This window comes from Nostoc sp., from assembly GCF_036917235.1.
Taxonomy (GTDB): domain Bacteria; phylum Cyanobacteriota; class Cyanobacteriia; order Cyanobacteriales; family Nostocaceae; genus Nostoc.
In genome coordinates this window covers 94994-116093 of sequence record NZ_JBALDU010000029.1, presented here as the reverse complement: position 1 = coordinate 116093, position 21100 = coordinate 94994, and the positions used below count along the sequence as shown (strand labels likewise).

Sequence of the window (21100 nt, the reverse complement as noted above, 5' to 3'; positions counted from 1 at the left end):
TCATGCCAGTTGAGTTTATCGGGTTAATCCGCACCAAACCTGCTTCGGAGTTAAACAGTGTACCAGGTAGTTTGGCGGATGACATTATTGACCCCGGATATGTACGTGAGTTTGCCCAAGCCCATGAAAAAGGCGATTTTGATAAAGTATTAATCGGCTATAGCTCTAGTAGCCCTGATGGTTTTACTGTTGCTACCCATGCAGCTGCATTTACCGATCGCTTAGGCTTTTTGATTGCTCATCGACCAGGTTTTGTAGCACCAACTTTAGCAGCACGCAAAGCAGCTACCCTAGATCATTTCACTAATGGTCGGATTGCGGTGCATATTATCACTGGCGGTAGTGATGCTGACCAGCAAAGAGATGGCGACTGGCTTGACCATGACAACCGTTATCGCCGTACTGATGAGTATCTCGAAATTGTCCGTCGTGTCTGGACAAGCGATACACCCTTTGATTACGAGGGTGAATTTTACCATGTTAAAGATGCTTTCTCCGCTATCAAGCCACTGCAAAAGCCCCATATTCCCCTTTACTTTGGCGGTGCATCTGGCCCAGCAGTAGAAGTAGGAGCCAAGCATAGTAGCGTATATGCTTTGTGGGGTGAGCCAATTGCCGCAGTTAAAGAACGGATCGCCCAAGTTCGTGCGGCTTTACCATTTGGTCGTTCTATCCGTTTTAGTGTATCTCTGCGTCCTATCTTGGGTGTGACAGAAGAACAGGCTTGGGAAAAAGCCAGAAATATTTTAGGACGAATTCAAGAACAACGAGGAGGTGCAAAAGTCGCTCCCCCAGCTAGACCACAGGCGGTAGGATCGCAAAGGTTACTGGATTTCGCAGCTAAAAGCGAAATCTACGATAAGCGTTTATGGACACCGATCGCTGCTGCTACTGGTGCTGCTGGCAACACAACTGCGCTAGTAGGAACACCGGAACAAGTTGCAGAAGCTTTAGTTGATTACTATGACGCAGGTGTAACTACCTTGTTAATCCGGGGCTTCGATCCGCTACAAGATGCCATTGATTATGGGCGGGAAGTCATTCCTCTAGTGCGTGCAGAAGTAGCAAAACGAGAACGCCAAGCTGTTGCAGTTGGGAGATAGCGATCGTGGTACAAACATCTACTAGAACTGTTGAATTAATTACAGTTTATACCGCACTAGCAAAGTTGAGTGCGATCGCAACAAAGCTAATAGATTAGTTATCTACCAAACTTGAACGATGATCCTTAGCCATCACCCCGGTTCGATTGTCGGTAGCGATCGCTTTCTGGCTCCGACATATTTTCCCGACAGCCCCCTCTCTCAAGCGTTGAAACAGCCTGTATTGCTGGGTTTATTTTTGCCCATCCAAGCAGGCGGTTGGAGTGCCTCTACATTACCACGCACTACAGACTGGAGCTTTGAATACAATAAGGCTCTTGTGCTGCAAGCCGAGGCGCTGGGGTTTGATTTGATATTTGCGCTGTCACAGTGGCTACCCAAAGGTGGCTATGGCGGCGTGTTCAACGGCCAAGCGTTGGACTCTTTTGTGACCACAGCTGCACTCACCAGCCTGACACAGAAGATCATGCTGATCTCTACCATCCATGTGTTGTATGGGCCGATTCATCCCTTGCACTTAGCCAAGTATGGCGCAACACTCGACCATATATCAGGGGGTCGCTGGGGTATTAACATGGTCACTGGACACCGCGCTGTTGAACACGAGATGTTTGGTTGGAAGCGCATTAAGCATGACCACCGTTATGAACTTGCAGCTGAGTTCATCGAAGTGCTGCAACGCTTACGCTTATGGGGTGATGATGAGAACTTCTCATTTGAGGGTAAGTCTTCGTGGAAGCTCAATGATGCTTACGTTACACCTAAGCCGAAATATGGTCGTCCAGTGCTAGTCAACGCTACAGGCTCAGATGCAGGAATTTCTTTCGCTGCACGTTATTCTGATATTGTGTTCATCACCAGCCCCGCAGGTTCAGATTTCCTCAGCGCCATTGAAGCGTTACCTGCACATACTAAAAGAGTGAAGCAAGCTGCACGCGATATAGGGCGGGAAGTGCGAACCCTCCTCAATCCGATGGTAATCAGCCGCGAAACTGAGCAAGAAACTTGGGAGTACCACGATGCGATCGTTGCTCATGCTGACCCAGCTGCGCCTTTGGGCTTTAGCAGATTCAACAGCGACGCGCACGCTTGGAAAGGTCGCGTGGGTAAAGATGAACCAAAGCGCCGGGCTATTGGTGGTAACATCGAGGTCATCGGTACACCTGAGCAGGTAGTCGAGCAGTTTGTAAGGTTGAAAAATGCTGGTGTTGATGGCTTGCAGTTGAGCTTTTATGACTTTAAGCCAGACCTGGAGTTTTTTGGCGATCGCATATTACCTCTGATGAAACAGGCGGGTCTAAGGGTATAAGTTGCTTGTAAATCAATATTATGTATCCAGGGATAGATCAACCAAAATAGTAAGAGTGGCTGGGCAATAAGACGCAGATTATTTAGCCCTCTTATGTCACTTTCGGGGAGGGCGATCGCTAGAAGCCTCATGAGGCAATCAATACAAGCTATACTATTAGAAAAAAATTGGTCTTGTATTATTAGAAAAAAATCGCGCAATCGCTTGCTATACAAAAGCTCTAGAATTAAGAAATGGCAAATGTTTTCGGAGGTGATAGAACAGGGATATAGGATGTATCGGCAAAATCGATAAGGTGAAAGATCATCCTTGCTGTAGTGGATCAACGGCAGCAGGTTGGAGATGGCTTAAATCAAACTGAGCGATTTGTTCAACCAACTCACTGAGACGACCTACAATATGTTTAAGAATTTGTTCACCTTTTTGAGCGGTGGCAATGGTTGCGTCGCCCCAAGCACCAGTTTCACAGATATCCTGGCTCAACCAGCCGAAGTTTGCTGGGCCGAACGGACTCAAAAGCGAATCTTTTGACTCTAAGACAAAGGGTTTCAGTTTTGCTTTAGGCATCTGATCCCGCCTGACCAAATCCGGTTCGAGATGCAGCATTAGTGATGTTTCGATAGCACCTGCGTGCAAACCAAGACTCATCTCGTAGTCATTGAAAATACTTTTAGGAACGCCAAGGGCAAACCAACTTGTTGTAACTGCCAGCATACTATAGCGGCGGCGTAGTGCTAGAATTGCTTCGCTAATGACGGATTGATTGCCGCCATGAGAGTTTAGAATTAAGAGCCGCCGGATACCAACTGCTGTGAGGCTTGCCGTAAGTTGTTTTAAAATTTCCAAGAGTATATCAGGAGAAAGCGCCAAAGAGCCGGGAAAATCCAGATGTTCGAGGCTTTGACCAATAGTCTGCGTTGGCAGAACCAGTACATTAGCTGAATCAGTGCCCTCGGTCAAGAAGCACTCGATTATTCCGTTGACGATACGTGTATCAGTCCAAACTGGCAAATGTGGCCCGTGCTGTTCAATCGCGCCTATCGGCAGGATAGCTATATTACTACTATCGAGATTTCGGAAATCAACCGTTGTGAGTTCATGCCAGTAACACTTTGACATTGTTTAGAAGGGTATTTGAAATAATACGGTAGAGTCTACTAAAGTTAAAACGGCTGCAAATGCAGTAGGAGCAGAAATTGTAGAATTGATTGCTACAGAAATACTAAAACTTTCTCGAAAACAATTGCATCAACCCACACATCTGAGTTGTAAATTAGTTCCCCCACTTGTTGATATCCTCGGCTTTTATAGAAAGACAAGAGCTTTAGGTGTGTCTTCACTCCATCCAACCGTACAGCAGAGTAACCGCACTCAATGGTAAGCTTCTCAATAGCTTGCATACACCATGTTCCTATCCCTTTGCCTTGCCAAGATGGAAGTATTGCTAGTTTATGTACATACACTGCCGGAACATCTGATATCTGCCAAAAAATGTTTCCATACTTGATGTAGCTCAATGGAACTGTTGTCATCATTTCAAGTGTGAAAGTGCCCACTAGGTTCTCGCCGACTGTAACGGCGTAAACCTCCTGCTCCATAGCATTGTGGAGCATTTGCTCAAGCGGATAATTTGGCGGCATCCAGTGACTCAAACCGAAGCGGTCTTTCATATCAAGACCGCAAGCCACCAAGATTTGGTGAAGGGATGGAACCTCAGATATGCTGGCGTGTTGGAGACAGAGTTGCTTGCTATCGCTAACCATAAACAGTTCCTCTAAAGACACATATTGCCTTACATAAAGTGGCTGCCCAGGCGTTCGGCATCAGATTTCCCCATGCTCCCTAGTAGTTTTTTCTACTTAAATCGCCAGTCACATGAGGAGGTTGATGATTTTAGCTAATCTTTTAACCATCAATAATATTAAATATATCCTTATTCTGTCACTTTGGAGGTTTATATTTTGATAGCAACATTTTGACTGCGTTCGCCCTGGTGTGCCAAAGGCACTCTCGCTCGTTTGACTTCATGCTATCTTTGCTATTTTCGACTTCCTCTTAACCGCGATACCTTCTCTGCGAGACGCTACGCGAACGGTGAGCTTCGCTAACGTATCCACATTGCTATCAACACTTTTTGTGACAAATATTACTTATAAATCTCTTCAGTATTTTCTCATGAATAATTCCGGATTGCTATAGGGAGGAGGAAGTAGAGAAAGAAAACAATGTATTTTCTAACATGAAACACCTTAGAAAACTGCTCAATGAAATTTCCTTCATGAAATGCGATCGCTCATAATTCAATACAATTCAATAAAGGTTCATTGTAGTAGCACTTCAGCTTTCAAAGGTTGAGTTCAAAAAATATAAAAAATTCCCAAACAATAAAAAACTCCGATCCGTGGGTGGAGTTTTTGTCAGATTCAGTAGTCTTTAGATTTTTTTACAAATCAGATATCAATTTTCAGGCTATATCATGTCAGCCAAAAAAGTTCTTGACTTATTTTTGCTTAAGAGGTAAGTTATCAATATAGTATTAAATACTGTAACTTTATCGACACAACGTATGATATCAATTTCAAACAAACTCAAAGTTTTTTAAATTAGTTCACACTGATAATAATTTTTGAGAAAAAATTGCTAGATTTTTGCCTATTATTACGTCATAGCTTTACACAGGAAATGTTTTAGAAATATTTAGCCTGAATTTTAATTTATTTTTATTAGCAGTCAACACCACTGTGTTAAAGAAAATTTTTTTAGTAATGTTATTAATTACAGGAGTAGCGATGGCACTCATCATTCCTCCTGCTTTTGCCGCTACCGTAAATTCCTGTCCCTCAGAAATGGTAATGATTCCCGGTGGGACATTCACAATGGGATCGAATAATTCTGGTTTGATAGAAGAACTATCAGCTCAAGAGGTAAGAGTTAGTTCCTTTTGTATCGATAAATATGAAGTGACAAATGCACAGTTTGCGGCATTTGTCAAAGCAACAGGTTATGTCACAGTTGCAGAGCGCCCTTTATCAAAAGAACAGTTTCCCTACTTGCCAGATGAGCAGAGATTACCGGGTTCTTTGGTGTTTGAAATCGCAAAACCAGGAGCAAAACAACTGAGTTGGTGGTATTGGCAGACTGGGGCGAATTGGCGACATCCATTTGGAAGAGAAAGTGCGTTGGCGCAGCCCGCCGCAGGCATCGCGCAGCCCGCCGCAGGCATCGCACATCAAGATAATTATCCAGTCGTTCATATTGCCTACGAAGATGCTGTAGCTTACGCTCAATGGGCAGGAAAATCCTTACCCACCGAAACCCAGTGGGAATACGCCGCCCGTGGTGGGTTAGATGCTGCAACTTATGCCTGGGGCAACCAGTACTCTGAGAAAAAAGCTAACACCTGGCAAGGAATCTTTCCCTTTTTCAACACCAAAAGTGATGGTTACGTGGGTATTGCCCCGGTTGGTTCCTTTCCGCCAAATGGTTATGGTCTGTATGACATCACAGGCAATGTCTGGGAATTGACCTCCGATTGGTTTCGTCCAGGACACAACCAAAAAAACCACAGTGTCAACCCAAAAGGCCCAGAACAAAGTTTTGACCCCAACAAACCCACCGAAAACGCCCTACACGTAATCAAAGGCGGCTCTTATTTGTGTGCGATCAACTATTGCAGCCGCTTCCGCCCAGCAGCGCGAGAATCTCAAGCCCCCGACACGGGAACTACTCATATCGGATTTCGCTTAGTGAAAAACCTGACTATAGAAAGGATGAAGAATGAAGTTTGAATCCAAACACTGGAATTTGTTTCCAGAAATTGCAAAGGCGATCGCTTTATTTTTGCTCATCACTTTGTTGATGGTCAATGGCCCCGCCCTAGCAGCTACATCCCAAGTTTTACCTGTTCCTCTGCCAGAGTTCAAAGGTAAAATCGGCCTCACCTACAAAGAATCACAACCAGACTTTCCCCAACCCATAACTGCCCCAGCCAAAGCACCCAATGTCTTGCTAGCGATCCTAGATGATGTGGGCTTTGGACAAGCGGGTACTTTTGGCGGCCCGGTGGATACTCCGAATTTGACGCGCCTAGCCGAAAGAGGATTACGCTACAACCAATTCCACACTACAGCCCTGTGTTCGCCTACTAGGGCAGCTTTGTTAACTGGACGCAATCACCATTCAGTCAATACAGGGGTTGTTGAGGAATTAGCTACAGGTTATCCTGGCTACACAACAGTTTTGCCTAAGAGTGCTGCCACTGTTGCTGAAATACTACGACAAAATGGTTATAACACAGCAGCTTTCGGTAAATGGCACAACACCCCAGACTTTGAAACTAGTGCCGCCGGGCCTTTTGATCGCTGGCCTACAGGGTTGGGATTTGAGTACTTTTACGGCTTTCTTGGTGGTGATACTAATCAATGGAGTCCTGCCTTAGTAGAAAATACTAGGCGAGTAGAGAAACCAGCCAACAAGCCAGATTATCACCTGACTCCTGATTTAGTAGACCATGCGATCGCCTGGATTCGCAACCAAAAATCCATTGCTCCTGAAAAACCCTTTTTCGCCTATCTCGCCACCGGAGCCACCCACGCACCCCACCACGCCCCCAAAGCTTGGATTGATAAATACAAAGGCAAATTTGACCAAGGCTGGGATAAATTACGCGAAGAAATCTTTGCCCGTCAAAAACAACTGGGTGTAATTCCTGCCAATGCCCAACTCACTCCTCGCCCCCAAGAATTACCAGCGTGGGATTCCCTCACAGCAGAACAGCAAAAACTCTATGCCCACATGGCCGAGGTATTTGCTGGATTTTTAGGTCATACAGATTATGAAGTAGGAAGGCTAATTGATGCCGTTGACCAACTTGGTGAACTGGATAACACCCTAGTTATTTATATTGTTGGAGACAATGGTGCTAGTGCAGAAGGCGGTTTAACAGGCAGCGTCAACGAACTCCAAGTCTTCAACGGTATACCCGAAAATCTGCAACAACTGCTAGCTGCATATAATGACTTGGGTAGTCCCAAAACATTTAACCATTTTCCGGCAGCTTGGGCTTGGGCAGTCAACACTCCCTTTCAATGGACAAAGCAAATCGCCTCTCACTTTGGCGGAACTCGTAACCCCTTGGTGATTTCCTTGGGCGCAAATATTAAAGACCAAGGTGGCATTCGCAGTCAATTCCATCATGTAATTGATATTGCACCCACCATTTTAGAAGTAGCGGGAATTACTGCTCCTAAAGAAGTGAATGGTGTTAAGCAACAACCAATCGAAGGTACTAGCCTTGTTTATACCTTCGATCGCCCTGATGCTCCCTCTCATCGTCAAACTCAGTATTTCGAGATGTTGGGCAACCGAGCCATTTACGATGAAGGTTGGGTAGCGGCAGCACGTCACGGTCGCTTACCTTGGGAACGAACTGTCAAAGGTAGCTTTGATACAGATGAGTGGGAACTGTACAACATTACAGAAGATTTCAGCGAAGCGAACAACCTAGCAAAGGAAAACCCAGACAAGCTAGAAAAACTGCAAAAGTTGTTTTTAAAAGAAGCCCGTAAGCACCAAGTATTACCACTAGACGATCGCATCGCTGAAAGATTTGATGTTAAAATTCGCCCCAGCCTCACCAGAGGACGCACAACTTTCACCTACTATCCTGGTACATTCGGCATTCCAGAAGGTAGCGCCCCAAACCTGAAAAATAAATCCTTCAGCATCACAGCTAATGTAGAAATTCCTGAAAGTGGGGCAGAGGGTGTCCTTTTAACCCAAGGCGGACGCTTTGCTGGTTGGAGTTTTTTCCTTGAGGATGGCAAGCCTACTTATGCCTACAACTACGCCAATACTGCCCGCTACATCATCCAATCAAGAGAAAAATTGCCCCCCGGTAAATCTACACTTCGTTTTAACTTTGATTATGACGGTGGCGCTGTAGGTGCAGGCGGAATCGGCAAACTATTCATCAATGACCAACAGGTAGCCGAAGGACGTGTGGAAAAAACCATCGCTTACCGTTTAGCCCTAGATGAAACCTTTGATGTTGGCAGAGATACAGGTACTCCTGTTGTTGATACTTATCAAGTACCGTTTGCCTTTACTGGTAACTTACAGCAAGTCAGCCTTGAGTTGAAGTAATAGGGAATAGGGAATAGGGAATGGGGAACAGGGAATAGGCTTCAATACAACCCGAATCTCTGGATTCCTTTACTGTCCCCTCTTCCCTATCCCAACTAGTACCGCAAGGCGGAAGTCAAAAGTATTATGGAATAAGCTTTTTAGAGATTTTAAATGGTTGCTCTCTTTACGCCGTGGTGTACTAGATATTTATTTTGACAAATAATTAAATCATGAATGAAATTTTAGTAGTAATCGACAAACTTGCACTTTTCACATTCATTGTTTGCACTATGTTGGGTGCAGGTTTAGGTTTAACGGTACAACAGATTTGGGAACCACTCCGCAGCCCTCGACTCGTCATCTTGTCTTTACTAACAAATTTTGTATTGGTGCCAGTTTTTGTTTATCTGCTAGTACAATTAGTACCTTTAAGCGAACCACTCAGAGATGGTTTATTAATTATGGGACTCGCATCAGGCCCGCCAGCTTTGCCTAAACTTGCTCAAATAGTTAAGGGCAATATAGCTTTTTCTGTGGGATTAATGATGTTGCTGATGCTGGGTACTATTTTCTATCTGCCGATTGTACTACCTTTAGTAGTGCAAGGTGTGCAAATCAACTCTTGGGACATTGCCAAACCCTTGTTGTTGCTGATGGTTAGTCCGTTAGTGATGGGATTATTTATCAAAGCTAAATTTGCTGCGATCGCTCCCATTATCCAGCCAATTTTATTCAAATTATCTAGTATTGGATTACTTTTTGGTCTAGTAGTCAGACTCTTCATTCACACCAACGATATCATTAGCTTATTAAGAACAGGTGCAATCTTTGTTTGTGCGATATTTATTATATTCTCCTTTAGCGTCGGTTATCTTTTGGGCGGGCCTGGCATTGATACTCAACGAGTACTAGGAGTCGGAACAGCCCAACGCAATTTTGCCGCAGCATTATTAGTAGCTACGAGTAATTTTGACGATCCCAGCGTGGTCAGCATCATCATGGTGACAAGTCTATTAATGATGGTGATAGTTATCATTGCTGGGCCAAAGTTTATAGAAATAGACCAAGCAACAGATGCAGAGATCAAACAGGTAGAGGTGTAAACTTGACCGAAAAAAGGCGGAAGGCAGAAGGGACAGCCTTTGATGCGATCGCGCTCATTACAATATTTTATAGCTCTGCGTCCAGATGTGCGTTAGCTGACAACAGCTTTGCTAACTTTAATTAAAAGATTTACAGCTTGAATAGAGTGTCTGCCCCTAGCACTAAGAATAGTGTCACAACTGTCACTGTTAGTTCTGCGATCGCTATTTGATGTTTTGAGTCGGCGCGGATTTGGGCGGTTGTACCAAATTCGGTACTGTTTGCTAAAAATCAACAATACAGTACAGTTTAGTTTGGACTTTATGCCAGCTTCTATGATATTAGCTCTGATAGTTCAGTCAACCGATTAATTCGTTTTATAATCTGAGGAGATGCTTGCAAACCACGGTTAAAACGGTTAAGCCAAACTCCTATTAATCCGGCATCTTTGGCTGCAATCGCGTCTAGTTCAAGGTTATCTCCAACATAGACGCTCTCTGTTTCTTGTACTCCCAGTTTGGCACAAGCTAACTGGAAAATCTGGGGCGCAGGCTTCGCAAATCCCGCCGCTTCTGAGGTAACAACGACATCCATAACTGACAGAATACCGCATCGTTTAAGTACTTCAACCTGCTGCGCCTCCTGACCGTTTGTTATTACCCCAATCTTGCATTTTTGTAACTGTGCAAAACATTTATCGACATCATTAAATAACTGGCACATACTCACGTAATGCTCCCAGCACTCCGAGAGTAAGGCATCAGCATCTCTATCTGAAAATTGATAACCATATTTTGAGAATGCTTCTTGCAGTTTTCCTCTACCCGATTCTTGAAACGTAACTTGTTTGGCAAAGAACTTCTTGTACCACTTTCCATTCAAGGATATCTATTGTTCTTGAAATATATTTAGCTCATCTTTACTATTAGGTATGATTTTATTAAATAATGCACTTGCTGCATCTCTAATTGCTGCATCATGATCTATAAGCGTATCGTCAAGGTCAAAAAGTACGGCTTTAATCATATATTTATTTAGCTATACAAGGTAGCTGAAACATTTTGCAGAAAATTCAAAAGTAAGAACATTAACAACCATCATTCGCTTCTGCAATCGTAAACAGGTACGAATAAGGCTCTCATTTTGGCAACAGTAAGCCTCTTTCAGTACGTAATCTACAACTTGTTTAAATTTAGGTTAATAAAAGGTTATGTAATTTTAGGAATTACCTTATAATACCTTTAAACTACAGTAAATCGCGCGGAATACCGCATTTATTACCTAAAGGGAAAATTTTGAGTATCAAACAACACCATAGATACATAACGAAGCCAGTTCACTCTTATATTGTCAAGCTTTGGCAAGCTATAAAACATCGAGGGTTTATATCCTTATTTTTGGTGGGAATCAGCTTAAGCCTAGTCATGACGGCTTGCTCTGGTGTTAACGTTGATAAGACTGGTGATACTAAGGCGACTTCTGTTGGTGATGTCAAGCTAACGTTTGTTTCCTATTCGGTCACAAAAGACGCATACGAGCAGATCATTCCCAAATTCGTAGATAAGTGGAAAAAAGAGCATAACCAAAATCTGACTTTTACTCAAAGTTATGATGGGTCTGGTTCTCAAACCCTAAATGTAATTGATGGTTTAGAGGCTGATGTAGTACACCTATCATTAGCTCTTGACGTTGAGAAACTTGTTGAGAAAGGTTTTATTCAACCCGCCTGGGAAAAAGAAGCGCCAAATAATGCAATTGTGACGCAATCTGTAGTTGCAATTGCCACTCGTGAGGGGAATCCCAAAAATATTAAAACTTGGTCAGATTTAGCACGCCCTGGTGTGAGTGTGATAACAGCGAACCCGAAAACATCAGGTGGTGCGCGCTGGAATTTTCTGAGTTTGTGGGGTTTCGCCACAAAAACTAGCAATAATGAAAGTCAGGCATTAGATTTTATTTCCAAGGTCTATAAAAATGTACCCTTGCAGCCCAAGACTGCTCACAATGCCAGCGAATTGTTCTTTAAACAACGTCAGAGTGATGCCTTACTCAATTATGAAAACGAAATGATCCTATCAAAACAAAAGGGCGAAAAGTTTTCGTATGTTGTCCCTGATGTCAATATATCTATTGAAAATCCTATTGCTGTAGTAGATAAAAATGTTGAACAACACGCTACTCGAAAAGTTGCAGAAGCATTTGTCCAATATCTCTACACTCCAGAGGTACAAAGAGAATTTGCCAAAATAGGGTTTCGTCCTGTTGATACTGCGATCGCAAAACAACTCAGTAGCGATTTTCCTCAAATTAAAACTTTGTTGAAAGTTGAGGATTTAGGAGGCTGGAACAGTATTGGGCAGAAATTTTTTAGTGAAGGTGCTATTTTTGACAAAATTCAAGCCCAGAAATCTTTAAGCTAAATTGCTGAAATTTTTCGACTCTAGATTTGAGGATTCTGGACTATGAGTCATACTAAAAAAAGGTTCATAATTCCAGCGCTCGCTAACTATATTTTCCTTTTCCAACAACCATTTGATTGAGGAGATCGTTTAAACTGGGTTGACATTATTGGTGAAAGCTTAAATGAACCAATTGTATTTGGTGCTTCCAGACCTGGTTTCTCCAATCAACAGGTATCTGATTGGATTGAGTTCATGAAAAAACAAAATATCCAACGAGTCTGCTGTCTTCTCCCCGAAAAGCAACTAGCTCCTTACTCGAATCTTTTAGGCATATATCAACAAGAATTTGGTGAGCAGCAAGTTTGTTGGGCACCGATTACAGATTTTCAATTCGCTAATTTAGAAATGCTCACCCAAAGAATAATTCCTTTTTTAGTAGCAGCAGACAAAAAAAGTGAAAAAGTAGTTGTACACTGTTCGGGTGGTATTGGCCGCACTGGTCATGTGCTAGCTGCATGGTTGGTTAGTATTCGGGGATTCTCCAATAAAGATGCGTTAGCCGCCGTCAAAAGAACAGGCAGAAATCCTTATGAAGCTGTAATTGCATCTGTGTTTATAGGTAAAAATCCCTTTCGAGCCGTTAAGCAACTTGATGAACTTTTAAACAATTGTCGTATAGCAATGGGTAGTTATTAGAGATATGAGTAATAGTGTTTGTCTTTAGTTTGTCAAGAACAGCGATCGCTAATAAAAAGCAAGCTTGAGAAGCAATATATATCCTGATACCAATTCGCAATTCGCAATTAAAAAACTAGGATTAGCAAAGCCTTCAGGGTTTGCATTTGTATCAAAATTCTCGTAAAATGGTATGACTATATATTTTTTATTTAATAACTATTGATGCTGCGTTTACTACAAGCGAGCAATGTTTTAAACTTCTGGTATTGTTGCTTGCATAAAAGGATGACGAGAAAATTCATCGTACCAATTAGCAAGTTGCAAATGTTTTTGCCGCCATTGAAATTGGGTCAGACGTGCTTCCATGATCCCCAAAGTACAACCGAGCATGATTTGTCCAAATATAGACTGTTGAGTAAGCCTATGCGAACACTGTTCAAAGTGTCCTAGACATCTTAATGCACGCGCTCGCTCTAGCTCAATTACAGAGAATGATTGTTCATCTGTTGCACGCCGTATCTCTCGTACCCAAACAGCAATGCCATCTAAAAAACCACCAACCATACCTTCAAACTGTAACAAAGGCGCATCACAGATACTGGCAAATAGCTGAATGTCATTATTCAAGTTATTAAGATAAGCGCAGATGACGCGCGTTTCACTCAAAATGAATTTATCTTCAGTTTCTAAGGTGGGTACTTTGCCTGTGAGGTTGTAATAGAGTAATTCACTATTTGGCTCGCGCACAGTAACTTTTTTCATTTCAATTTGGTCAGCTAAATTTAGTTCTAATGCAACTACTCGTGCTACCCGTGCGTATGGAGAGTTAAGTGTATAGAAAAGTTTCATCATGGTTCTAGGGAGCTTGTAATTTTCTGACCATGAGCATAAATAAAATAGTTTTCTGTTACCTTTACTTCAGCGTTGAACTGAGCAAGTCTCAATTGATGCTTCAATTCATCTGGTTGGTAGAAAACCTTGACAATCTGAAATTCCTGACCATCATTTAATTTCCGCATTTGATAAATACTTCCGTCATTTTTAAGAATGTGGTTTTTAGCGGTAGAGGTTGTTTCAAAGCGAGAATCAATGATAAATATTTGTCCTCCATTGCGAACAGATCTAGATACTTTTTGAAGAAATGAACTGAGTTCTATTGGAGGAATGTGAGACAGCCAGAAAGAAAAAAATACTAAATCATATTGCCGTTCGGGTTCCCAAGTAAATAAATCCCACTGCTGATAAGTGATGTGAGGTGATTGAAGTTTTTGTTGATTAATCTCAATTACTTCAAGAGCGGCATCGATTGCTGTGATTTGCTGACCAATTTGTAAAAGTTCTTGTGTCCAAATTCCTGTTCCACAAGCGAGTTCTAAGATGTGTGCAACTGGTTCAATTTGATGTAAGGCAGTTTTAAGGATTGCTACTTCATCAAACCAACGCCTATTAATTTCCTCGCCACGATCGTAACGACCAGTTCGATAAAACCACTGTTCGTATTCATTAGCTCTAGCACGATAGTATTGAATTTGTTGTTGAATTACATTATTGAGCATGGGTAAAAGTTTAAAAATCTAACTAAATTTTGATATTTAATAACTTTTTTGGTTAATCAAGTTTACTAGTTTGCTAGTATTAACAATTTTTTTGTAAACCTCTGATATTTTTTTAACTACTGTAAGTCGGTTAACTTACCGATATTTATAATAAAATATTTTTGAAAAATTAAATTTAGAGCTTATAAAATATTTACATCAATAAAATTAGTCAAATTATATTTTGTATTAAAACAACAAAACTTGTAGATATCTTGGTGCAAAAAAACTTGGCTATTGGTTGATGTTAAGCAAATAGCTCAATAAAGAGTGCTATCAGTATTTTCAGTTCAAACAAGGTTAATCTAAATCTTGATCTACTGTATAATCTGCGTGATATTTTATATCAATGATCTTTACCAGAAACGAGGTATTTTTTATTTAATTAATTATTTATCCACTCGAAATTGAATTAGCTAGTTTAGCCTCTTGGACTGCTTTCGAGCAGGTGAATTACTATGGTTGGATTCTATGTTTCGCTAATGGACATACCAAGCGGGCTAATTCGGTCAATGTACTTAACTCTAGCAATGCTAACTTATCTAACAATGATTAACTGTTACGAGTCTTTTTATAAAGAACGTTTACAAAGTTTGATTTTCCGGCTGCTATCGTTTGTTGATGACTCGAACCAATCAGCATTAGACCGCCACCTTGCTTCAGCAGATTATGCCTACATTGACCCATCACTTGTGCTTTATCAAAAGCTAGATTCGACACATAATCAGTCAGTTTTTTTATTAAACTAGAGCCAGAGCCTTGACTACGTAGTTATTGTGAAATTGCCGGAATAGATTTGGTTACTCAGAACAATCACATCAAAATCCTACACTTAGCTCCGACTACATCGGCTTTCGCTGTTCTTGAAGAAAATGGTCAAGCTGTAGCTTGTGCTTTAGGTGTTGTGAACAACGGTTATTGTGGGATTTTTGATTTGATGACTCGGCAGCAATTTCGCAACCAGGGATACGGAACAAGGTTACTCAAACAGATGCTTTCATAGGCGTGGCAGGTAGGGGCGCACTCAGCCTTAACTCGCGCTCTGGCATCCATAGGGCGATAACAGCAGACTCATCAGTAAGTTCAAAAGTTCACATATCTATGTCTTCCATAATAACGATGCTATTTGCATAGCATCGTTATTATTACACTACCTTGGTAAACCATCCCGTTGATTTGCGCCTTACACAAACCATAAGCCGGGAATTAACTAATCATTCTCATAGCAAGAATGGCTATATATTTTTATGCTTGCCTTTTACTCTGGTTCATGAGACTATTAAACTTCATTAAAATACGCTAACTTGATTGATTAACAGTATTTTTTAATAAGTGGTTCTAGTAACTAAAACAAGCAGTAGGAAATAGAAGAAGTGAAATATCAGCTTAATCTTGAATCAAGAAGACCGGAAATTTACAGATTGCTCCAGTAGCAAATACATCAAAAAAGCAATGATTACATGACCTAGCGAAAAACCAACTTTGCCACAACGCCGAAGCAAGCTGTAAAGCAGTCACACATCTATACAGAAGTACTGGGGCGATCGCAATATGACATCATTAAAGACCTCTAACACTCTTGGCCGGCTCGACCCCTTTGAAGCATCAATCGGTACGCGTAACTCCTTTGCCAGCAATGTCTGGCGCTTACGGCACTGGATGGTTCCGTACCGATGGCGTATTGCATTAGCGCTGCTGTTTGCTATGCTCTCGGCCACCGCCGCCGTGTTAGTACCAATTGTGGTTAGTCGAGTGGTAGTAGACGGTATCCTGATGCATAACTACCGGACTGATCTCCCAGACTATGGACAAACGGCATTAATCAAATGGTTAGCAATCACGCTAGACACCGAACAAATAATCGCCGCCTGCGTAGTCGGCTTACTCTGGGTAATGCTTTGGTCTGGCTTTGGGTACGCCTTCCGCATCCAGTTGTCCCGTGCAGCACTATTGGGTCTGAGCGACTTGCGTCGGGATCTGTTTGCCCATGTCGAGCATCTCCCTGCTGCTTTTTATGACCGGGTTATGGTTGGGCAGGTATTGACTCGGATCGCTAACGATATCGAGAGCTTGTCTGAACTGCTGACAGGTATCGGTGCGCTAGCTGGAGAATTGATTCCCCTGGTTGTCGCTGTTAGTGTAATGCTGTCTCTGGATGCGATACTGGTAGCAAAGCTATCACCCTTATTGATTTTTGTGGCGGGTGTGATCGTCACGTTCAGATATTATTCTAGTCCGATTTATCAGGTCATCCGTGCCACCTTATCGCGCCTCAACGAGCATTTGCACGAAAACTTATCAGGTATTGAAATCGTGCAGATGTCAGGGCGGGAGGCACTGAGCTTTAAACAGTATTCTGCTATTAATGATGCAAATCGGGTGGCTGAGACTAAGGCCATCATGGCAGAGACCGTATACAATCCGATCGTCGATAACATATCTTATTTGGCGATCGCTTGTATCCTCTGGTTCGGTGGACAACATGTACTTAACCACACTACCACCCTGGGATCGGTCGTGTTGTTCTTGCAATTCAGCGACATGCTGTTCCGTCCGATTGTGGCTTTAGGCGATCAAGCTAATGCAGTATTCCGAGCGGCGGCGGCTTGCGATCGCATATTCCGACTGCTGGATTGGAAGGAGTCTTTGTCCGTCCCCTCCCAGCCTACACCCTTGCCCGAAGGCTTACACGGACGTATCGAGTTTCGTGACCTGAATTTCCGTTATGAAACTGGCGAACCAGTTATCCAGCACTTCAATCTGAATGTCGCACCCGGTGAGAACATCGCTATTGTCGGGCCTACTGGCTCTGGCAAGACCACGCTAACCCGGCTCATCTGCCGTTTTTACGATGTGCCTGAAAAAAGCTTGTTCATTGACGGCATCGACATTATGCAGATAGACCCTGCACAGATCCGTAAGCGTGTAGGTGTAATTTTTCAAGACTTTCATCTGTTCCCTGGTACCGTTTATGACAACATTGCATTGGGTAACTCGACCATCACGCCAGAAGATGCCCGACATGCCGCCGAACTGATACAGACCCTAGATTTCATCGAGGGCTTGCCACTAGGCTTTGATACGGTATTGGAAGACCGCGGCCAAAATCTATCGCAAGGTCAACGCCAGTTGTTAGCGTTTACGCGTGTCATTGCCTTGAACCCCGAAATCTTGATTCTAGATGAAGCCACTGCCAGTATTGACCCCGAAACTGAAGCTGCCATCCAAGCAGCGCTGGCCAAAGTCACCACCAACAGAACTTCCATCATCATTGCCCACAGGTTACAGACCATCCGCCGAGCCGATCGCATTATTGTATTAAACCATGGCCAGTTAGTCGAGGTTGGAAATCACACAGAATTGATGCTTCGTAATGGTTTTTATAAAACGCTTTATGAAGCACAATTGTACAAGGGCATACGTCAAAATACATCAAACCACCCAACTAAAGATTTCTAATATTGAGGTAATTTCCGAAATGCACATTTGTACAAAAAATTGACTTCAATTAAAGTGTATAATCCTGATTATTCGGTAATTAAAAAGCTGTACATTATCTTTAAATACAAACTGTTGTGATTGAGCAACTCGACAAAATAATCGCCTTTATTCAATATTGAGTTTTCCCTATATAGCAAGATTAAACCGATGTTAGTCGACCAAGAAAGATTGAAAGCGGACTTACATACTTTAACTTCATTGCAGCGACTTTTTTACTACTTTAAGCCTTACCGTTTTCAGTGGTTGATAGCAGTATTAGCTCTGCTGGCTGTTCATGTTGTTGAAGCTGCCATTCCCATCTATCTAAAAGTTGGCATTGATCTGATTTCAAAACAAGACGAGAATATCTTATTGCCGGTTCTGGCAATACTTGGTTTGACGGCTGTACGCTTTGCGATCCTGCACTTTGGTCGCCGCAAAAATGCACTAATTTCAATTTACATATCTTATGACTTACGGCAAGAATTCTATGCACACTTACAAACCCTTGGTCGCGGCTTCTATGCAAATTACCAGTTGGGTGACTTGATTGCACGAGCGACTAATGACATGGAATCCATTCGTCGCTTTTTTCGTTCTGCGGTGCATCGACTAGTGAGCCTAATCGGTGTGGCGTTAATTGCACCGATTTTTATGGTGCAACAGTCGCTTCAGTTGACATTGTTGCTCATTCCGTTACTGGTAGCGATAGCCGCTAATGGCTGGTATTTGGCTGGGCGTATTTTGCTGGCATCGGCAGCAGTGCAAGCGGGTTTTGGTGCGTTGACAGAAACGGTGCAGCAAAACCTCAAGGGTATCCGTACCATCCAGTCCCATGCCCAGGAAGAGCGAGAGATTAGACACTTTACAGGAGTGTCACATCGTTATGCGCTAGCTAATCAAAAGTTGATCAATTTGAACGCTATTTTCACTGCCTCCACTGTGCTGGGTAGTGGTTTGATGACCTTAATCGTTGTTGGCGTGGGTGGAAGCCAAGTATTGGCTGGGCAAATGAGCGTCGGCACGCTGACAGCTTTCATCTTTTATCTGGCTATGATTCTGGGAGTGATCAAGGAGAGCAGTTTTGTAGTGTATGCTTTGCTGAATGCCAGTACAGCTGCAACCAGAGTATTTCAGATCATGGATGAAAAACCTGAGATTGAAGATGCCCCGGCAGGTTTATCAGCCCAGCCTATCAATGGCGAAATCGCAGTTTACGATCTGTCATATAGTTACCCGGTTGGTGCTGGAGTGCGATCGCGTCTGGTTCTAGAAGGGATATCCTTAAGTATTAGCCCTGGCGAAATGATTGCCATCATTGGTCGCGTAGGATCTGGCAAATCCACCTTGCTGCGGCTGCTGGCCAGGCAATTGCAGTCTAATAGCGGACAAATCAAAGTGGATGGGCAAGACCTACGAGACATCCCGCTAAGTCATCTCCGCCAGAATCTGTCATTTGTCCCCCAGGATACTTTTTTGTTCGCAGCACCAATTTCGGAGAATATCTCATTCGATAATCCAGAGCGACCACTAGAGTTAATCTGGCAGGCTGCGCGAGCTGCACAGCTTAAAGCAACGATCGACAAATTCAGTGCAGGCTTATCCACATTAATTGGCGAGCGTGGAGTAACTTTATCAGGTGGACAGAAGCAAAGAACCAGTCTAGCCCGTGGACTGATTCGCCAGACCCCTATCTTGCTGCTGGACGACTGCTTTTCTGCGTTGGATACCAGAACCGAAGCTTTGGTTCTATCGCAATTGCGAGCAGTCAGGGAGGGACTCACCACGATACTGGTTTCTCACCGGATGTTGGCGGCACGTTATGTAGACAGGATCTACGTACTTGAGCAAGGGCGTATCGTGGAAACTGGCAGTCATGACGAACTAATTTCCCAAGATGGTTATTACGCCAAGCTCAGTGGTATGCAAGACGAAACTTGAACTGTCGTGAATCAAATTCAATTCCTCAATCAATTCTTCCAAACTCCAAGCACTCCATCTTCAGCCCAGACAATCCATAGAGGGACTGATACTAAATTTCAACCATGCACTTTTTTTATTCTCAATACTGCTTAATTTTTCGACCTCGTGAACGCAATTTTCAGGTAAATATACCATGCGGTAGGGGCACAGCAATACTCATTGCAACTTAGCGTGATACCATTTCATGAAATACTTGATACAAACGATTTGTCTCTAACTCTTTCTCTCTGCACCCTGCTCCCCTGCCTTCTTAATGATAAGTCTTTAACCGGACATGATATAACTCCTGAGTTCTGAATTCTTGTTAATATAATCGCATAAATGATATTTTTATCTCTTTTGAGGCACTAATACAGGTAGTTTACGTCCATCGGCTGCAAATTTAGCGTGTTGTCCAACAGTCAAAACATTAAACTGACTGGATATAATTTCTAAACTTTTGTTCACTATTGCCAGCTTTTTGTAAGTGGGAACACTCATACCAGGAAAGAATGAGAGTTCTGGCACATCTTCTTGACTTACAAAGTCTGTAGGATGGAGTAGCAAAGAAGGCTGGACGCGTGTAACTTTACACAGCCACAGGGCAATTCGCAAGTAGAGTAAAGCCATTTCCGAAGAAAATGTACTCAGAAACATTATGTAACTGAAGTGAATTGGCACTTTAAAAACTGGCATGGTAGTAACGGGAATCTCTGTCAGTTTATCCTTACCCAGATGCCACTGGTAAGGTTTTAGAGGTTGTAAACCCTCTTTAAAACCGCCAAACAGCGCTTCCCGTTTTTTACGTTCTTCCTTGCTCAATTTACAAGTTATTAAATAATATGCTCGTGCTATAGGCCCCAAAAATGTGGGAAAAGTCGAAGCATCATATTCGTATCCTCGTCGTGCTAAGACTTTCAATACTGCTGGAGAAAAACTGTATCCTGGCCCCCGAAAGCCGATAGGATGTTGATGAGTGACGCGCTTGATATGTTCTTCGGCCAGTGCCACCTCTTCTTCAATCTCATTCTCTGAATACAGATGTAGCCAAGGATCGTGATAGAATGAATGGTTGCCAATTTCGTGACCGGCGCTAGCGATCGCTTGTATTGCTTTGGTATTCTTTTCTAGTGCTGCATCCTGACCGACAATGAATACTGTGATTGTCAAATCCCATTGCTTGAGAATATCTAAGAAACGAGGTACTGCGATATCCAGGTAAGAAGGATAAGTCTCCCAACCCGGAGCGCCCTGATTTTTTAAATAAGACCAAATATTATCCAAATCTAAAGAAAGACTGGCTATTGGTTTGTTTCCTTTTTGCTTTGTTTTCATTATGAGTTAAATTATTTGGACAATTTT

Annotated in this window: 18 protein-coding genes and 1 riboswitch; of the genes, 11 read left to right on the top strand and 7 right to left on the bottom strand. The window is 42.7% G+C overall.

Features of this window, described 5'->3' with window-relative positions; genetic code table 11:
- Window positions 1–2 precede the first annotated feature (2 nt).
- Entirely contained in the window at window positions 3–1103 is a 1101-nt protein-coding gene (locus tag V7K44_RS09400) for an LLM class flavin-dependent oxidoreductase (protein ID WP_334930812.1), read from the top strand.
- A gap of 118 nt (window positions 1104–1221) precedes the next feature.
- Window positions 1222–2412, top strand: coding sequence for an LLM class flavin-dependent oxidoreductase (locus V7K44_RS09395; RefSeq protein ID WP_334930810.1), 1191 nt, complete (start codon window positions 1222–1224; stop codon window positions 2410–2412).
- Between the two features lie 303 nt (window positions 2413–2715).
- Here the strand turns inward: V7K44_RS09395 and V7K44_RS09390 are convergent, their stop codons facing one another.
- Window positions 2716–3531, bottom strand: a complete 816-nt coding sequence (locus tag V7K44_RS09390) for a creatininase family protein (RefSeq protein WP_334930808.1) — start codon at window positions 3529–3531, stop codon at window positions 2716–2718.
- A gap of 92 nt (window positions 3532–3623) precedes the next feature.
- Window positions 3624–4175, bottom strand: coding sequence for a GNAT family N-acetyltransferase (locus V7K44_RS09385; RefSeq protein ID WP_334930806.1), 552 nt, complete (start codon window positions 4173–4175; stop codon window positions 3624–3626).
- Window positions 4176–4212: 37 nt separating this feature from the next.
- Window positions 4213–4297: riboswitch (ZMP/ZTP riboswitch) on the bottom strand.
- 880 nt (window positions 4298–5177) lie between these two features.
- On the opposite strand from V7K44_RS09385, the gene V7K44_RS09380 reads away from it, so the two are divergent.
- The 3 genes from V7K44_RS09380 (at window position 5178) to V7K44_RS09370 (ending at window position 9641) form a co-directional block, all read left to right on the top strand.
- A complete protein-coding gene (locus tag V7K44_RS09380; protein WP_334930804.1) occupies window positions 5178–6200 on the top strand; it encodes a formylglycine-generating enzyme family protein in 1023 nt (340 codons plus the stop codon).
- Complete coding sequence (locus tag V7K44_RS09375) at window positions 6190–8556, top strand: arylsulfatase (protein WP_334930802.1); 2367 nt, start codon at window positions 6190–6192, stop codon at window positions 8554–8556. The genes V7K44_RS09380 and V7K44_RS09375 overlap by 11 nt, the downstream gene beginning before the upstream one ends.
- A 212-nt stretch (window positions 8557–8768) precedes the next feature.
- Window positions 8769–9641 (top strand): bile acid:sodium symporter family protein, encoded by an 873-nt coding sequence (locus V7K44_RS09370; protein ID WP_334930800.1) that lies wholly within the window; start codon window positions 8769–8771, stop codon window positions 9639–9641.
- Between the two features lie 313 nt (window positions 9642–9954).
- Here the strand turns inward: V7K44_RS09370 and V7K44_RS09365 are convergent, their stop codons facing one another.
- Both V7K44_RS09365 and V7K44_RS09360 read right to left on the bottom strand, forming a co-directional pair.
- Entirely contained in the window at window positions 9955–10503 is a 549-nt protein-coding gene (locus tag V7K44_RS09365; protein ID WP_334930798.1) for an HAD family hydrolase, read from the bottom strand.
- Window positions 10504–10509: 6 nt separating this feature from the next.
- Window positions 10510–10647, bottom strand: a complete 138-nt coding sequence (locus tag V7K44_RS09360; protein ID WP_334930796.1) for a hypothetical protein — start codon at window positions 10645–10647, stop codon at window positions 10510–10512.
- 275 nt (window positions 10648–10922) lie between these two features.
- Here V7K44_RS09360 and V7K44_RS09355 point away from each other — a divergent pair, with 275 nt between their 5' ends.
- Window positions 10923–12041 (top strand): sulfate ABC transporter substrate-binding protein, encoded by a 1119-nt coding sequence (locus V7K44_RS09355; RefSeq protein ID WP_442940677.1) that lies wholly within the window; start codon window positions 10923–10925, stop codon window positions 12039–12041.
- A 144-nt stretch (window positions 12042–12185) separates the two neighbouring features.
- The gene (locus V7K44_RS09350) at window positions 12186–12719 is read left to right on the top strand and encodes a protein-tyrosine phosphatase family protein (RefSeq protein ID WP_442940676.1); all 534 of its coding nucleotides are present in this window, start codon (window positions 12186–12188) and stop codon (window positions 12717–12719) included.
- 234 nt (window positions 12720–12953) lie between these two features.
- On the opposite strand, the gene V7K44_RS09345 is transcribed toward V7K44_RS09350, so the two are convergent.
- Both V7K44_RS09345 and V7K44_RS09340 read right to left on the bottom strand, forming a co-directional pair.
- Window positions 12954–13553, bottom strand: coding sequence for a glutathione S-transferase family protein (locus V7K44_RS09345; RefSeq protein ID WP_334930792.1), 600 nt, complete (start codon window positions 13551–13553; stop codon window positions 12954–12956).
- Window positions 13550–14257, bottom strand: a complete 708-nt coding sequence (locus V7K44_RS09340; protein WP_334930790.1) for a class I SAM-dependent methyltransferase — start codon at window positions 14255–14257, stop codon at window positions 13550–13552. The genes V7K44_RS09345 and V7K44_RS09340 overlap by 4 nt, the downstream gene beginning before the upstream one ends.
- 497 nt (window positions 14258–14754) lie before the next feature.
- On the opposite strand from V7K44_RS09340, the gene V7K44_RS09335 reads away from it, so the two are divergent.
- The 4 genes from V7K44_RS09335 (at window position 14755) to V7K44_RS09320 (ending at window position 19717) form a co-directional block, all read left to right on the top strand.
- Entirely contained in the window at window positions 14755–15045 is a 291-nt protein-coding gene (locus V7K44_RS09335) for a hypothetical protein (protein ID WP_334930788.1), read from the top strand.
- A gap of 47 nt (window positions 15046–15092) precedes the next feature.
- A complete protein-coding gene (locus V7K44_RS09330; RefSeq protein ID WP_334930786.1) occupies window positions 15093–15299 on the top strand; it encodes a GNAT family N-acetyltransferase in 207 nt (68 codons plus the stop codon).
- A 548-nt stretch (window positions 15300–15847) separates the two neighbouring features.
- Window positions 15848–17755 (top strand): ABC transporter ATP-binding protein, encoded by a 1908-nt coding sequence (locus V7K44_RS09325; protein ID WP_334930784.1) that lies wholly within the window; start codon window positions 15848–15850, stop codon window positions 17753–17755.
- A gap of 189 nt (window positions 17756–17944) precedes the next feature.
- Window positions 17945–19717 (top strand): ABC transporter ATP-binding protein, encoded by a 1773-nt coding sequence (locus V7K44_RS09320; RefSeq protein ID WP_334930782.1) that lies wholly within the window; start codon window positions 17945–17947, stop codon window positions 19715–19717.
- Window positions 19718–20089: 372 nt separating this feature from the next.
- Here V7K44_RS09320 and V7K44_RS09315 read toward each other — a convergent pair whose 3' ends face one another.
- Window positions 20090–21073 (bottom strand): polysaccharide deacetylase family protein, encoded by a 984-nt coding sequence (locus tag V7K44_RS09315; RefSeq protein ID WP_334930780.1) that lies wholly within the window; start codon window positions 21071–21073, stop codon window positions 20090–20092.
- Window positions 21074–21100 lie beyond the last annotated feature (27 nt).

Coding starts and splice junctions, on each gene's coding strand:
- V7K44_RS09400 (WP_334930812.1), top strand. CDS start 3: ATGCCAGTTGAGTTTATCGGGTTAATCCGCACCAAACCTGCTTCGGAG.
- V7K44_RS09395 (WP_334930810.1), top strand. CDS start 1,222: ATGATCCTTAGCCATCACCCCGGTTCGATTGTCGGTAGCGATCGCTTT.
- V7K44_RS09390 (WP_334930808.1), bottom strand. CDS start 3,531: ATGTCAAAGTGTTACTGGCATGAACTCACAACGGTTGATTTCCGAAAT.
- V7K44_RS09385 (WP_334930806.1), bottom strand. CDS start 4,175: ATGGTTAGCGATAGCAAGCAACTCTGTCTCCAACACGCCAGCATATCT.
- V7K44_RS09380 (WP_334930804.1), top strand. CDS start 5,178: ATGTTATTAATTACAGGAGTAGCGATGGCACTCATCATTCCTCCTGCT.
- V7K44_RS09375 (WP_334930802.1), top strand. CDS start 6,190: ATGAAGTTTGAATCCAAACACTGGAATTTGTTTCCAGAAATTGCAAAG.
- V7K44_RS09370 (WP_334930800.1), top strand. CDS start 8,769: ATGAATGAAATTTTAGTAGTAATCGACAAACTTGCACTTTTCACATTC.
- V7K44_RS09360 (WP_334930796.1), bottom strand. CDS start 10,647: ATGATTAAAGCCGTACTTTTTGACCTTGACGATACGCTTATAGATCAT.
- V7K44_RS09345 (WP_334930792.1), bottom strand. CDS start 13,553: ATGATGAAACTTTTCTATACACTTAACTCTCCATACGCACGGGTAGCA.
- V7K44_RS09340 (WP_334930790.1), bottom strand. CDS start 14,257: ATGCTCAATAATGTAATTCAACAACAAATTCAATACTATCGTGCTAGA.
- V7K44_RS09335 (WP_334930788.1), top strand. CDS start 14,755: ATGGTTGGATTCTATGTTTCGCTAATGGACATACCAAGCGGGCTAATT.
- V7K44_RS09325 (WP_334930784.1), top strand. CDS start 15,848: ATGACATCATTAAAGACCTCTAACACTCTTGGCCGGCTCGACCCCTTT.
- V7K44_RS09320 (WP_334930782.1), top strand. CDS start 17,945: ATGTTAGTCGACCAAGAAAGATTGAAAGCGGACTTACATACTTTAACT.
- V7K44_RS09315 (WP_334930780.1), bottom strand. CDS start 21,073: ATGAAAACAAAGCAAAAAGGAAACAAACCAATAGCCAGTCTTTCTTTA.